Genomic DNA, 13761 nt, shown 5'->3' with positions numbered 1-13761 from the left:
CCTCTGCCCTCGGGCCGGGGCTCGCCGTCCTCTGTGCGGTCCTCGCCCTCGTCGGCTTCCTGAGCGTGACCATGGGCTCGCGGTCGATCGGGCTCTCCGAGGTGCTGCACGCCCTGTTCAGCCTCGACAGCGACGGGCCGATCAGCAGCACCGTCACGCTGGAGATGCGCGTACCCCGAACGGCGCTCGGCATCCTGGTCGGCGCCGCGCTCGGTGTGGCCGGGGCGATCCTGCAGGGCGTCACCCGCAACCCCCTGGCGGACGCGGGCATCCTGGGCATCAACTCCGGCGCCGCCGCGTTCGTGGTCTTCGCCATCACGGTGCTCGGCGTGCGCGGAGTCGGTGTCTACGTCTGGTTCGCCTTCGCCGGCGCGATCGCGGCGCTCGTCCTGGTGTACGCGATCGCCTCGCTCGGGCGGGAGGGCGCCACTCCGGTGAAACTCGCCCTCGCGGGCGCGGCGGTCACCGCCGGCCTGACCTCGGTGACCAGCGGAATCGTGATGACGAACGTGGACGCTCTGAACGAGTTGCGGTTCTGGCAGGTGGGGTCGCTCGCCGGCCGGTACACCCCGATCCTGACCGGGGTCGCGCCGTTCCTGCTGATCGGCCTCGTCGCGTCGCTGGGCTTCGGGCGGGTCATCAACGGCCTCGCGCTCGGCGAGGACGTCGCGCGTGGCCTCGGCCAGAACGTGACACGTACCCGCGCGGCCGCCTTCGCCGTGGTCGCGATCCTCGCCGGGGCCGCCACCGCGGCCTGCGGACCGATCGTCTTCGTCGGGCTTGTCGTGCCGCACCTCGCGCGGTTCATCTGCGGCCCCGACTACCGGTGGATCCTGCCGTACTCGATGCTGCTGGCACCCATCGTCCTGCTCCTCGCCGACGTGCTCGGTCGGATGGCCGCCGCCCCCGACGAGGTTCAGGTCGGTGTGGTCCTCGGGCTGATCGGCGCGCCCGCGTTCATCGCGATCGTCCGCTACGGCCGGCTGTCGGAGGTGTGAGCACGGTGACGACAACGACAACAACAACGAGCGACGTCCGCTCCGCTCCGTCCGGTACGGCAGCGGCGCTGCGCGCCAACCGCGGGCGTCGCGCCGGCCGGTCCATCGTGGTGACGTGCGCCCTGGCCGTGGTGGTCGCCGCCCTCTTCGTGCTCACCATGATGGTGGGCAGCTTCCGCATCGGCGCCGCGGAGGTCGTCGCCTCGGTCCTGCACCTGGCCGACAATCCCAGCGTCGACTTCGTCGTCCGTGGCCTGCGGCTGCCGACCGCGGCCGCCGCCGTGACGGTCGGGCTGGCCCTCGGCGCGTCCGGGACGATCTTCCAACAGTTGCTGCGCAACCCGCTCGCGTCCCCGGACTTCGTGGGGATCACCTCGGGCGCAGGGCTGGCGGCCATCACGGGGATCGTGCTCCTGCAGGCAGGTGGGCTCGTCGTCAGCGGGCTCGCCCTCGGTGGCGCGGTCGCCGCCGCCCTGGCGATGTACCTGCTGGCCTGGCGCGACGGCGTCAGCGGCTACCGCTTCATCCTGATCGGCATCGGGGTGGCGCTCTTCTTCGAGGGCCTGATCGGCTACGTGCTCAGCCGGGCGCAGCTCTTCGAGGCCCGCCAGGCCATGCACTGGTTGGTCGGATCGGTCGGGCAGGCCAGCACCACCGAGCTGTGGGCGCTGACGGGTGCCCTGATCGTTCTGCTGCCGGTCGCCATGTTGCTGCAACGGCCACTGAGCGCCCTCGACATCGGTGATGACGCCGCCCGGATGCTCGGTGTTCGGGTCGAGCTCAGCCGGGCCGGGCTGCTCGGCATCGCCGTCGTGCTGGTGGCCCTGGCGGTGTCCGTGGCGGGCCCGATCGCCTTCGTCGCCCTGGTGGCCGGGCCGATCGCCAACCGGCTGCTCGGCCCTGCGGCCCGGGGCGTCCTGCCCGCCGCGCTGGTCGGTGCCGCGCTGCTGCTCACCGCCGACCTCATCGCCGTGCACCTGCTGCCCACCCCGTTGCCCACCGGCGTGGTGACGGGCGCGGTCGGTGCGCCCTACCTGCTGTGGCTGCTGGCCACCACCAACCGACAAGGAGCGGGTGGATGACCCGACTACGCGCCGAGGGCCTCACCCTCGGCTACGACGACCGGACCATCGTCGACCACCTCGACGTCGCCGTGCTCGACGGCAAGGTCACTGCGATCGTCGGCGCCAACGCCTGCGGCAAGTCCACCCTGCTCCGCGGCCTGGCCCGCCTGCTGGCACCGCGCGACGGCACCGTCCTGCTCGACGACAAACCCCTCGCCGACCTGCGCAACGTCGACGTGGCCAAGGTGCTCGGGCTCCTCCCGCAGACTCCCGTCGCGCCCGATGGCATCACCGTCGCCGACCTCGTGGCCCGCGGTCGCTACCCCCATCAGGGCTGGTTCCGACGGTGGAGTGGCGACGACCACGACGCCGTCGCCCGGGCACTTGACGCCACCGGCACCGCGGATCTGATCGACCGTCCGATCCGCGAACTGTCCGGTGGTCAACGCCAGCGGGTCTGGGTCGCCATGGCCCTGGCGCAGGACACCGACCTGCTGCTGCTCGACGAGCCCACCACCTACCTGGACATCAACCACCAGGTCGAGTTGCTGCGGCTGCTGCGGAAACTGAACGCCGAGTCCGGCAAGACCATCGTCATCGTCATGCACGACCTCAACCTGGCCTGCCGTTACTGCGACCATCTCATCGCGATGTCCGGTGGCGCGATCGTCGCCGAGGGGGCGCCGGTCGACGTGGTCACCGGCGACCTCGTCGAGCGGGTCTTCGGTCTCAGCTGCCTCGTGGTTCCCGATCCGATCGCCGGCACGCCGATGGTCGTCCCGGCGTAAGCGGCCCCGGACACGGGTGGGGGACGGCCGTGACAGCCGTCCCCCACAGTGCCCCGCCGCGCTCAGCGCGGCTCGTACGTCTGACAGTCGGCGATGTCCTGACCGGGACCCACCCGGATGGACGGCGCGTGGCACTCCAACTCGGCGTTGTGCTGACAGTCGGCGCGCTTGCACGCACCGACCTGCGCGATGACGCGGTCCAGCCCGCCCTTCGCCGAGGTGTCGATGAACGTGGCGCAACTGGCGTTCTGCTGCCCGATGGTGATGGCGAACGCGTGGCAGCCGTCGTGGTTGTAGCCGCAGTCGGTGACCGTGCACTCGTGTACCCGCGGCATCTCCAGCATGTCAGTCATGGCGATCTCGCTTCCGTCGGTGGTGCCGGGCCATTTCCATACCCGGCTGCGACGGGACAACTCCGTATCAGCCGCATCTTTTGGGGAGATTTTGCATAGGTCAGCCTTCCCTAACCGCCAGATGGCGGCGACCATCAACGGGCGCGTCGGGCTCGGCAGCCGCTTGCGTGCCGCAGCAGTACCTCGATCTGAGCGCCGAGTTCCTCCGGGTGCCGCAGCGGCGCGCGGAAGTTCAGCCGGATGTCCCGGTCACCGCTGCCCAGCTCCAGCCGGAGCACGACGCCGTGGCGGTCCAGGCGTACCGGCCGGACCTGACGCACACCCTGCAGGTGGTGACCGGGTATCAGTCGGCACAGCCGTTCGACGGTGTGCGGATGGTGATGGTCGAGGTGACACAACAGGTCGGCTTCGGCGGCGGCCAGAGGGTCGGGCTGGGCGGCCGCGAATGCGTCCGGGTCGACGCAGATGGTGCGGCCCTCAACTGTCAGCTCGGCGGTGGCGAGGTCGAGGACCGCGGCCAGGTCCTGATCGCGCCCGGTCGTGGCGACCTCGGTTGCCAGCCAGCCGGTGAACCTGCCGCGCGCGCGGACCCGGTTGCGCACCGGGATGGGCACCAGGTCGGTCACCTCGACCATTGCCACGGTGTCCTGTTGGTGGGCGAGGTGGTGGGTCAGGTGGCAGCCGACCGGCAGATCGATGCGCAGTCGCCCGTCGCTCGTCACGACGTGCCGTCCGGCCACGTACGCCTCGACGCCCGGGACGTGCAGGGTGAGGGAGTCGGCGGCGGCCAGCATCGATCGAAGCCGGACACCTGCGTCGTCGATGGAGTCCGTGCTGGTCGACGGCTTGCTCACGGGGATCATCTCCTAATAAGGTTAGCCTAACCTTACTTAAGAGGTGAATGATGAATCAGACCCGCCCCAAGGTCAAGCGTTCCCGTGCTCTGGGCATCGCGCTGACCCCGAAGTGCGTGCGCTACTTCGAACGCCGCCCGTTCCCGCCCGGACAGCACGGCCGCGCTCGACGCACGACAAGCGACTACAAGGTCCGGCTCCTGGAGAAGCAGCGGCTCAAGGCGCAGTACGACCTGCACGAGGGGCAGCTCCGGCGCGCGTTCGACCGTGCCGTGCGCCGCCCCGGCAAGACCGGTGAGGAGCTGATCGTCGAGCTGGAGAGCCGGTTGGACGCGCTGGTGCTGCGAGCCGGTCTCGCCCGCACCATCTACCAGGCCCGCCAGGTCGTCACCCATCAGCACGTCACGGTGAACGGCCGTCGCCTGGACCGACCGTCCGCGCGGCTGCAGCCCGGTGATGTCATCGCCGTGGCGGAGCGCAGTCGCGACAAGGCGCCGTTCGTCGTGGCGGCGGCCGGGGCGCACGCTCCGGAACGTCCCGCCCCCTATCTCGAGGTCAGTCTGCCCGGCCTGACCGCCCGGCTGACGCGGCTCCCGCTCCGGTCGGAGGTACCGGTGGTCTGCGACGAGCAACTCGTCGTCGAGTACTACTCCCGCTGACCGACAGTGGGGCAGGGCCCCGAGTGCAGGCACCTGCACCGGGGCCCTCCGCGTGTCGATCGTGGCCCGAAAACCGTTATTCGATCTCACTCCGCACGGTCGCCCGTGACCTGCGGAGATAGCGCTCTCATGGATGGTGGGAGAGACCTTGACGGGCGGATGATCCGGACGCAACGATGCATTCGCATATCTTGTTCCACCACCGCCAGGCGTGATCGGCGCACGCCGTCCCGCACCGCGAAAGGACCCCACCGTGCGCAGATCCCTGAGATCGTGGCTCGGCGTCGCGCTGAGCGCGATCCTCGTGGCGAGCGGCATCGTCGCCGTGCCACCCACGGCCAGCGCCGCACCGTTCACCGTGCTGGTCTTCAGCAAGACCGCCGGCTTCCGGCACGGATCCATCACTCCGGGCATCGCCGCCATTCAGCAACTCGGTGCGGCCAACGGCTTCACCGTCGAGGCCACCGAGGACGCCGCCCAGTTCACCGACGCCAACCTGGACCGGTTCGCCGCGGTGATCTGGCTCTCCACCACCGGCGACGTGCTCAACGCCGCCCAGCAGGCCGCGTTCGAGCGCTACATCACCGGCGGCGGTGGGTACGTGGGCGTGCACTCCGCCTCCGACACCGAGTACGACTGGCCCTGGTACGGGGGACTGGTCGGGGCGTACTTCGCCTCGCACCCGGCCGAGCAGACCGTCACCGTGAAGGTCGCCGACCAGGTGCACCCGTCCACCGCGACGCTGCCGCAGCGGTGGAGCCGGTTCGACGAGCTGTACAACTACCGCACCAACCCCCGGGGCAACGTGCACGTGCTGGCCACCCTGGACGAGACCACCTACACCGGCGGCAGTATGGGCGCCGACCACCCGATCTCCTGGTGCCAGAACTACTCCGGCGGCCGAGCCTGGTACACCGGCCTGGGGCACACCGACGCGTCGTACACCGAGGCGAACTTCCGTCAACACCTGCTCGGCGGCATCCGGACGGCCGCCGGCGCTGTCGACGCCGACTGCGGCCCCACCGTCACCAGCAGCTTCCAGCAGGTGGAGCTGGCCAAGGGCGCGGCCGAGACCGGCGAGCCGATGAGCCTCACCGTCCTGCCGGACCGGGGCGTGTTGCACACCTCCCGCAACGGCGTGATCCGGCACACCGACGCCGCCGGCAACACCAAGATCGCCGCCACCCTGCCGGTCTACACCGGCGACGAGGAGGGCCTGCAGGGCATCAAGGCCGATCCGAACTTCGCCACCAACCGCTGGGTGTACGCGTACTTCGCGCCACCACTGAGCACCCCCGGCGGCGGTGCGCCCGCCGAGGGCACGCCGGCCCAGTTCGCCGTCTGGGAGGGCGTCAACCGGCTGGCGCGATTCACCGTCAACGCGGACAACACCATCAACCTCGCCAGCGAGACGCTGATCCTGAACGTGCCGACCAGCCGGGGCATGTGCTGCCACGTCGGCGGTGACATGGACTTCGACGCGGCAGGCAACCTCTACCTGTCCACCGGCGACGACACCAACCCGTTCGACTCGGCCGGCTTCACCCCGATCGACGAGCGGTCCGGTCGCAACCCGGCGTTCGACGCGCAGCGCACCTCGGCGAACAGCAACGACCTGCGCGGCAAGGTCCTCCGGATCAAGCCGAGCGCGGCCGGCGGCTACACCATCCCGGCCGGCAACATGTTCGCCCCGGGCACCGCGCGGACCCGCCCGGAGGTCTACGCGATGGGCTTCCGCAACCCGTTCCGGATGAGCGTGGACAAGGCCACCGGCATCGTCTACCTCGGCGACTACGGCCCTGACGCGGGCACCGCCGACCCGAACCGGGGGCCGGCCGGCAACGTCGAGTTCGCCCGGATCGACAGGCCCGGCTTCTACGGCTGGCCGTACTGCACCGCCCGCAACGACGCCTACAACGACTACACCTTCCCGTCCGGACCGTCCGGGGCGAAGTTCAACTGCGCCGGCGGGCCGGTGAACAACTCTCCCAACAACACCGGCATCACCCAGCTGCCGCCGGCCATCCCGGCGTGGTTGCCGTACGGCGGCTCGGGCTCGCCGCCGGAGTTCACCGGCGGTGGCCTGTCGCCGATGGGCGGGCCGGTCTACCGGTACGACCCGAACAACACCTCGCCCGTGGCGTTCCCCGAGTACTACGACGGGACCTACTTCGCCGGTGAGTTCGGCCGTCGTTGGATCAAGAACGTCAAGCTCGACGCGTCCGGCCAACCGCTGAAGATCAACCCGTTCCCGTGGACCGGCACCCAGGTCATGGACATGGAGTTCGGGCCGGACGGCGCACTCTACGTGCTTGACTACGGCACCGGCTGGTTCAACGGCGACGCCAACTCGGCGCTCTACCGCATCGAGTACGCCCGCGAGGGCAGAGCACCGGTCGCCAGGGCGTCCGCCACCCCGACCAGTGGCATCGCGCCGCTGACCGTGGCGTTCTCCTCGGCGGGCACCCTCGACCCGGACGGCGACCCGTTCACCTACGCCTGGGACTTCGACAACAACGGCACCACCGACTCGACGGCCGCGAACCCGAGCTTCACGTACACCACCAACGGGACCCGCAGCCCGACGCTGACCGTCCGGGACACCACAGGCAAGACGGCCACCGCGAGCGTGGTCGTCACGGTCGGCAACAGCGCCCCGGTGGTCACCGTGAACACCCCGTTGAACGGGCAGACCTTCACCTTCGGGGACGCGGTGCCGTTCTCCGTCACCGTCACCGACGCCCAGGACGGCGCGATCAACTGCGCCCGGGTGAAGGTCAACTACGTCCTCGGCCACGACTCGCACGGACACCAGCTCGGCAGCGTGCAGGGCTGCTCCGGGGTCATCCAGACCTCGGCCGACGGCGAGCACGACACGGCGGCGAACATCTTCGGCATCATCGACGCCGAGTACACCGACCTGGGTGGGGGCGGCCAGCCGCCGCTGACCACGCACACCCAGGCGGTGCTGCAACCACGCGTACGCCAGGCCGAGCACTTCGGCGACTCGTCAGGCATCCAGATCGTCGCCGGGGCGGCGGGACACGGCGGCGCGGCGGTCGGCTACGTCGACAACAACGACTGGATCTCGTTCCGTCCCTACAACCTGACCGGCGTCCAGTCGTTCAGCGCCCGGGTCGGCGCACCGGCCGGCGGTGGCGGCACGCTGGAGTTGCGGGTCGACTCACCAACCGGGCCGCTCGTCGGTTCGGCCACCGTCGTGCCCACCGGCGGGTACGCCAACTTCGCCACTGTCACCGGCGGGATCACCGCCCCGACCGGCACCCGAACCCTGTTCCTGGTCTTCAAGGGCACCGGCCCGTACTTCGACATCGACGAGTTCACCCTCTCCACCAGCCCCGGCGGACCTGGGCCGGACCCGGACCCGGACCCGGACCCGGAGCCGGGCGCCAACCTGGCCCGGGGCAAGCCGGCGCGAGCATCCAGCTTCGAGGGCGCTTTCGTCGCGGCCAACGCGTTCGACGGCGCGGCCGGCACCCGGTGGGGCAGCGCCTTCGGTGACCCGCAGTGGATCGACGTGGACCTCGGCGCCTCGTACGCCGTCAACCGGGTCAAGTTGACCTGGGAAGCGGCGTACGGCAGCGGATACCAGATCCAGACCTCGCCGGACGGGGTCAACTTCACCACGATCCGTACGGTGACCGGTGGTGACGGCGGGGTGGACGACCTGACCGGGCTCAGCGGGTCCGGCCGGTACATCCGGCTCCTCGGCACCGCCCGGGGGACCGCTTGGGGCTACTCGCTGTTCGAGTTCGAGGTGTACGGCGGCACCGGCGGTCCGACCAACCCGCCGGGCGGCAACCTGCTGCTGAACAAGCCGACGACGACCTCCAGCAACGAGGGGGCCGACGTGGCCGGCGCCCAGGCGGTCGACGGGAGCCTCACCACCCGCTGGTCGAGCACGTTCTCCGACCCGCAGTGGATCCGGGTCGACCTCGGCAGCGCCACCGCGATCGGTCGGGTCAAGCTGAGCTGGGAGGCGGCGTACAGCAGCGCGTACCAGATCCAGACCTCGAATGACGGCACCACCTGGGCCACCGTGAAGACGGTGACCGGGGCCGACGGCGGCGTGGACGAGCACACCGCGCTCGGCGCCAACGGCCGTTACCTACGGATCTACGGCACGGCCCGGGGCACCGGATACGGCCATTCGCTCTGGGAGTTGGAGGCGTATTCCAGCTGAACCACCACCGAGGACGTGGCCGGCACGGGCGATCCGTGCCGGCCACGTCCGTCGCTCGGCTCTCTGGGTCAGTGGATCGGCGGGCTGTTCACCCGACGCCTGGCGGCTGTCCACCACCGTCGCGGAACACCGCTCGGCTGAGATAGTGCCGGGACTGCCGATCGAAGCGTCCGAGCAGGTCACGGGCGGCAGGCGGGACGACTGAGGTGGACGGATCACCGCCGGTGAAGGCCGACACCGCGGCGAAGTCGGTAAATGTCATGGCGGTGAGGAATTCGCTGCCCCTGGCGGGATCCAGCTCCTGCGGGGAACGACGCAGAACCCGAAGCTCCCGAAGCCCGTCCACGCCCCGGGCGAGGATCGCGGGCGCGATGTCCTGCGTCAACAACCGCTCGTAGGCGTCGGCGAGCGTGGGCTCCGTCCATCCGCTCCACAGTCGAAGAATCATGACAGCATGCTGTCAATTTAGTAGCAACCTGTCAATGTTCGGTACCATGCTGTCGATGACGGAACGGAAGCAGGACCTGGTCGACGCGTATCGGCTGCTGATGGCAGACGTGTACGAACTGGCGGGCGAGTCTCGGCGCTCCAGCGAGGAACTCGCCCGAGACGCGGGTCAGACCGCCGCGCGATGGCACGTGATGAGCGTGCTCTCCGACGGCTCGCGCACCGTCGCGAGCGCGGCGCGCAGACTTGGCCTCGCCCGACAGAGCGTGCAGCGAGTGGTCGACGACCTGGCCCGCGCCGGAATGGTGGAGCTGCACGACAACCCCGATCACCTCCGCGCGCCTCTCGTGACACTCACGGCAGAGGGGCTGGTCACGCTCACCGGTCTACTCGAGCGCTCGGACGTCGACCGCCGGGATGCCGTGGACCGGGCCGGCCTCAGCCTTGTCGAACTTGAGAATGCTCGCGCGACAGTGCGGAGCTTGGTGGACGCCCTGCGGAGCCGGTGAGCCCGCGCCCAGGTCGTCAGTCGTCGGCGACTGCCACCGGCTCCGAGCCGATGCAGCGCACCTTCAACTCGTACTCCCGGGTCGCCCCCTGGAACGTGACCTCGACGTCGTCGTCCGGGCCCCGGTCCACGTCGCGGACCCGGTAACCCTGCGCGGGCGCCCAGGAGACGAGGCGTACGCCACCGGCGCCGCACTCGGCCACAGCCGTGCCGCCGTCGGTGGCGAATCCTCGGCGGGCCCCGGCGCTGCCGCTCGTCGCGGGGGAGGCCGTGGAGGGCCCGACCGGCGCGGTGCCCGTGGTGCCCGTGGTGCCGGTCGGTGCCGGCTCGGGTGCGGCGAGAGCCCGTTCGATCTCGGCCTCGCTGCGCACCCCGCCCGGGGTGCCGGTGAGGCTCTCGCCCACCAACCGGATCGCGCCCAGGCCGATCAGCGTCGCTATGGCGGCGGTGGCCACCCATCCGGTGGCGACGAGGATCGAACGACGGCCCATCCCCTGACTATCCCCGATCCGTCCTTGTCGTTGGCACATCCGCACGCTAAGGCATGGTTAACGTGCACCGCACTGCCAGCGGCAGCGGTTAGCCTCCCAGCTGTGGCCCGCCTGCTGCTCATCGAGGACGACCTGACGATCCGTACCCCCCTGATCCGGGCCCTGCGCGAACGCGGCCACGCGGTGGCCGCGGCCTCGACCGCGATGGCGGGGCTCCGCGACGCGCTGGAGGACCGGCCCGACCTCGTGGTGCTCGACCTGGGCCTGCCCGACCTGGACGGCCGCGAGCTGCTGCGGATGCTGCGCGCGGTGAGTTCGGTGCCGGTCATCGTGGCCACCGCGCGCGACGACGAGGCCGAGATCGTCCGGGTGCTCGATGCCGGTGCCGACGACTACGTGGTCAAGCCGTTCACCGCGGCACAGCTCGACGCCCGTGCCCGGGCGGTGCTGCGGCGGGGCCCCTCCGGTGCCGACGGGCAGGACCCGACGCTCGTCGTCGGTGGGCTCCGCGTCGACCCCCGGGCCCGGCAGGTGACCCTGGACGGGGTCGCGGTCGAACTGACGCCCCGCGAGTTCGACCTGCTGCACCACCTCGCCGGCCGACCCGGTCAGGTGGTCACCAAACGTGAGCTGCTCACGGAGGTGTGGCAGATCCCCTACGGCGGTGCCGACAAGACCGTCGACGTGCACCTGTCCTGGTTGCGTCGCAAGTTGGGGGAGAACGCCCAGCAGCCTCGCTACCTGCACACCGTGCGTGGTGTCGGGGTGCGTCTCGAAGCCCCGGCGGCGCAGCCGTGAGGGCGCGTCTCGCACTGCTGGTCGCCGCGGTCAGCGTCCTCACCCTCATCGCGTTCCTGGTGCCGCTGGCGTTGCTGGTGCGCACCGTCGCGGAGGACCGGGCCACCGTTCGGGCCACCGCCGACGCACAGAGCCTGGTGCCGGTGGTCGGCACCGCCGACGCGTCGACCATCCGGCTCACCGTCGAGCAACTCGCCGCGGAGTCCGGTCGACAGGTGAGCGTCTTCCTGCCCGACGGCACTGTGCTCGGCGCCCAGGTACCCCGTACGCCCGCTGTGGCCCTTGCCGCGCGCGGACAGAGCCTCACCGGCGAGTCGGCTGCCGGTCGGGAGGTGGTCATCGCCGTGCAGGGTCGGGCGGACGGCACCGGGGTGATCCGGATCGCGGTGCCGCAGCGCGAGCTGACCACCGGGGTCACCCGGGCCTGGCTGGTGCTGGCGCTGCTCGGCGTGATCCTCGTGCTGATCGGGCTACTGGTCGCCGACCGGCTGGCGCGCACCCTGGTCCGGCCGATCAGCGACCTCTCGGCCGTCTCGCACCGGCTGGCCAACGCCGAGCTGGACGCCCGGGTCACACCGGCCGGCCCGCCCGAACTGCGCGAGGTGGCCGGCGCGCTCAACCATCTCGCCAGCCGGATCCAGGTGCTCCTGGTGCAGGAGCGCGAACAGGTCGCCGACCTGTCGCACCAGCTGCGGACACCGCTGACGGCGTTGCGGCTGGAGGCGGAGTCGTTGCGGGACCCGGACGACGCCGCCCGGATCACCGCCGCCGCCGACGGCCTCGAACGCGCGGTCACCGGGCTGATCCGGCAGGCCCGGTGGCGGCACACACCGGCGCAGCCGGCCTCCGCGGACGCCGCGTCGATCGTCGCCGACCGGGTCGCGTTCTGGTCGGTGCTGGCCGAGGACACCGGCCGGGCCGTCACCCTCGACCTGACACCCGGCCCCCTTCTGGTCGCTGTCGCCGCCGACAACCTGACCGCGGCCGTGGACGCTCTGCTCGGCAACGTCTTCGCGCACACCCCGGACGGCACGCCGTTCGCCGTCCGGCTCGCCCGCGAGGCCGGCGAGGTGGTCCTCACCGTCGCCGACGAGGGTCCGGGCATGCCGGCCGGGGCAATTCGGCGGGGCGCCAGCGCGGCCGGGTCCACCGGCCTGGGCCTGGACATCGCCAGGCGTGCCGCGCAGGCCGCCGGCGGTCGACTGGAGTTACGGCCTGGTCCGGGAGGCGGCGCGCAGGTGCTGCTCCGGCTCGGGCCTCCGACGTCGCCGCGGGACGCATAGGCGCTGCGGGGCCGGGTAGCTGCCAGTCATGGCGCGGTATACGAAACCCGAGCTCAGAGAGCAGATCAAGGAAGAGGTCAAGGCGTCCGACAAGGGCGGCAGGCCGGGGCAGTGGTCGGCGCGCAAGTCGCAGCTGGTCACTCAGGAGTACAAGAAACGCGGCGGCGGATTCCTGGGCGAAAAGGACGAGCGGCAGAAGTCTCTCCAGCGCTGGGGCAACGAGAAGTGGCAGACGAAAGAGGGCGACACCCGGGCGCGCAAGGGCGGCACGACGAGTCGCTACCTGCCCAAGAAGGCCTGGGAGGAGATGTCGGAGAGCCAGAAACGCGCGACCGACACGAAGAAGCGCGAAGCGTCCCGGTCCGGCAAGCAGTACGTCGCCAACACCGGCCCGGCCAAACGAGCACGTCGGGACGCCACCACGGCCGGACGAATGACGGAGATGTCGGTCGCGGAGGCGGCCAAGCTGGTCCGTGGCCTCGACACCCGACAGCTCAAGACCGCGCTGCGCAACGAGCGCGCCAGCAAGGACCGCAAGACGCTCGTCCAGCGGCTGGAAGCGGAACTCAACAGGCGCGGCTGACCCGGCCCTCGACCGCCTTAACCCGGCCTTAGCGTCCGGACAGCGCGGTGCTATCCCGAACTGACCGATCCTCGGAGTCGACAACCGAGGAAAGGTGGACACCACGATGAAGCGCACCAATCTGCTTCTGGCGTCGGTCGGCGGGTCGGCGGTGCTGGCGGTGGCCGGGGTCGCGCTCGGCGTCAACGCCGCGAACGACTCGCGGACCGGCGGCACGGCACTCGCCGCGGCAACCGTCGCGCCGCCGACCACCGGTTCGCCGTCGGCCGGCACCCCATCGGGTACGCCGTCGAGCGGCACGCCGTCGGCCGGAACGCCGTCGGGTACGCCGTCGACCGGCAGCGCGCCGGCGGGCAGCGCTGTCGACGAGAAGCGCGCCGGTGAGATCGCGCTCGCCAAGGCCGGTGGCGGCCAGATCGTCGAGGTCGAAGCCGAGCAGGAGAACGGCCGGCCAGTGTGGAGCGTCGAGATCGTCGCGGGCGACACCGAGCACGAGGTGGACGTCGACCGGGACAACGGCTCCGTGGTCAAGGCCGAGCAGGAGCCGGTCGACGACGATGACAACGACGCCGCCGACGACGACGACAAGGACGACGACAACGACGCCGACGACGACAACGACGACTGACCGCCCGTCGCTGCCCACCCGGGGTTCTTTCACCGGGGTGGGCAGCGGCGCGTTCTGCCGCGGTGGTCGGACCGTCCGTTCCCGGACGGGCCGGCCATCGCGT

The 13761-nt window shown here is 70.9% G+C and carries 14 protein-coding genes; 10 read left to right on the top strand and 4 right to left on the bottom strand.

Features of this window, described 5'->3' with window-relative positions:
- Positions 1-71: 71 nt before the first annotated feature.
- The 3 genes from ACQP0U_RS18940 to ACQP0U_RS18930 are packed head-to-tail and all read left to right on the top strand — an operon-like array spanning position 72 to position 2850.
- Complete coding sequence (locus ACQP0U_RS18940) at positions 72-998, top strand: FecCD family ABC transporter permease (protein ID WP_433320946.1); 927 nt, start codon at positions 72-74, stop codon at positions 996-998.
- 5 nt (positions 999-1003) lie between these two features.
- Positions 1004-2080 carry a FecCD family ABC transporter permease gene (locus ACQP0U_RS18935; protein WP_433308838.1) on the top strand — a complete coding sequence of 359 codons (1077 nt, stop codon included), beginning with the start codon at positions 1004-1006 and terminating at the stop codon, positions 2078-2080.
- The gene (locus ACQP0U_RS18930) at positions 2077-2850 is read left to right on the top strand and encodes an ABC transporter ATP-binding protein (RefSeq protein ID WP_433308836.1); all 774 of its coding nucleotides are present in this window, start codon (positions 2077-2079) and stop codon (positions 2848-2850) included. Before ACQP0U_RS18935 ends, ACQP0U_RS18930 begins: the two co-directional genes overlap by 4 nt.
- Before the next feature lie 62 nt (positions 2851-2912).
- Here the strand turns inward: ACQP0U_RS18930 and ACQP0U_RS18925 are convergent, their stop codons facing one another.
- Together ACQP0U_RS18925 and ACQP0U_RS18920 are read right to left on the bottom strand one after the other, a co-directional pair.
- Positions 2913-3203 carry a DUF1540 domain-containing protein gene (locus ACQP0U_RS18925; protein WP_285795715.1) on the bottom strand — a complete coding sequence of 97 codons (291 nt, stop codon included), beginning with the start codon at positions 3201-3203 and terminating at the stop codon, positions 2913-2915.
- A gap of 134 nt (positions 3204-3337) precedes the next feature.
- Positions 3338-3997 carry a DUF2470 domain-containing protein gene (locus ACQP0U_RS18920; protein ID WP_433320943.1) on the bottom strand — a complete coding sequence of 220 codons (660 nt, stop codon included), beginning with the start codon at positions 3995-3997 and terminating at the stop codon, positions 3338-3340.
- Positions 3998-4107: 110 nt separating this feature from the next.
- Here ACQP0U_RS18920 and rpsD point away from each other — a divergent pair, with 110 nt between their 5' ends.
- Positions 4108-4716: a 30S ribosomal protein S4 gene (gene rpsD / locus ACQP0U_RS18915; protein WP_433308833.1), complete on the top strand. Its 609-nt coding sequence runs from the start codon at positions 4108-4110 to the stop codon at positions 4714-4716.
- A gap of 253 nt (positions 4717-4969) precedes the next feature.
- On the top strand, positions 4970-8920 hold the full coding sequence (locus ACQP0U_RS18910) for a ThuA domain-containing protein (protein ID WP_433308831.1): 3951 nt from the start codon (positions 4970-4972) through the stop codon (positions 8918-8920).
- A gap of 88 nt (positions 8921-9008) precedes the next feature.
- Here the strand turns inward: ACQP0U_RS18910 and ACQP0U_RS18905 are convergent, their stop codons facing one another.
- Entirely contained in the window at positions 9009-9368 is a 360-nt protein-coding gene (locus ACQP0U_RS18905; RefSeq protein ID WP_433308829.1) for a hypothetical protein, read from the bottom strand.
- Between the two features lie 55 nt (positions 9369-9423).
- On the opposite strand from ACQP0U_RS18905, the gene ACQP0U_RS18900 reads away from it, so the two are divergent.
- Positions 9424-9876 carry a MarR family winged helix-turn-helix transcriptional regulator gene (locus tag ACQP0U_RS18900; protein ID WP_433308827.1) on the top strand — a complete coding sequence of 151 codons (453 nt, stop codon included), beginning with the start codon at positions 9424-9426 and terminating at the stop codon, positions 9874-9876.
- Positions 9877-9892: 16 nt separating this feature from the next.
- Here the strand turns inward: ACQP0U_RS18900 and ACQP0U_RS18895 are convergent, their stop codons facing one another.
- Positions 9893-10366 (bottom strand): septum formation initiator, encoded by a 474-nt coding sequence (locus ACQP0U_RS18895; RefSeq protein WP_433308825.1) that lies wholly within the window; start codon positions 10364-10366, stop codon positions 9893-9895.
- A gap of 102 nt (positions 10367-10468) precedes the next feature.
- Here ACQP0U_RS18895 and ACQP0U_RS18890 point away from each other — a divergent pair, with 102 nt between their 5' ends.
- The 4 genes from ACQP0U_RS18890 to ACQP0U_RS18875 all read left to right on the top strand — a co-directional run bounded on the left by ACQP0U_RS18890 (position 10469) and on the right by ACQP0U_RS18875 (position 13658).
- Positions 10469-11164 carry a response regulator transcription factor gene (locus tag ACQP0U_RS18890; RefSeq protein ID WP_433308823.1) on the top strand — a complete coding sequence of 232 codons (696 nt, stop codon included), beginning with the start codon at positions 10469-10471 and terminating at the stop codon, positions 11162-11164.
- The gene (locus ACQP0U_RS18885; protein WP_433308822.1) at positions 11161-12447 is read left to right on the top strand and encodes an ATP-binding protein; all 1287 of its coding nucleotides are present in this window, start codon (positions 11161-11163) and stop codon (positions 12445-12447) included. Before ACQP0U_RS18890 ends, ACQP0U_RS18885 begins: the two co-directional genes overlap by 4 nt.
- A gap of 28 nt (positions 12448-12475) precedes the next feature.
- Positions 12476-13030, top strand: coding sequence for a DUF5872 domain-containing protein (locus tag ACQP0U_RS18880; RefSeq protein ID WP_433308820.1), 555 nt, complete (start codon positions 12476-12478; stop codon positions 13028-13030).
- 106 nt (positions 13031-13136) lie between these two features.
- The gene (locus ACQP0U_RS18875; protein WP_433308818.1) at positions 13137-13658 is read left to right on the top strand and encodes a PepSY domain-containing protein; all 522 of its coding nucleotides are present in this window, start codon (positions 13137-13139) and stop codon (positions 13656-13658) included.
- Positions 13659-13761 lie beyond the last annotated feature (103 nt).

The sequence above is a fragment of the Micromonospora sp. CA-269861 genome, from assembly GCF_050948505.1.
In the GTDB taxonomy this organism is placed as follows: Bacteria; Actinomycetota; Actinomycetes; order Mycobacteriales; family Micromonosporaceae; genus Micromonospora.
This window is presented reverse-complemented; position numbering and strand designations above follow the sequence as displayed.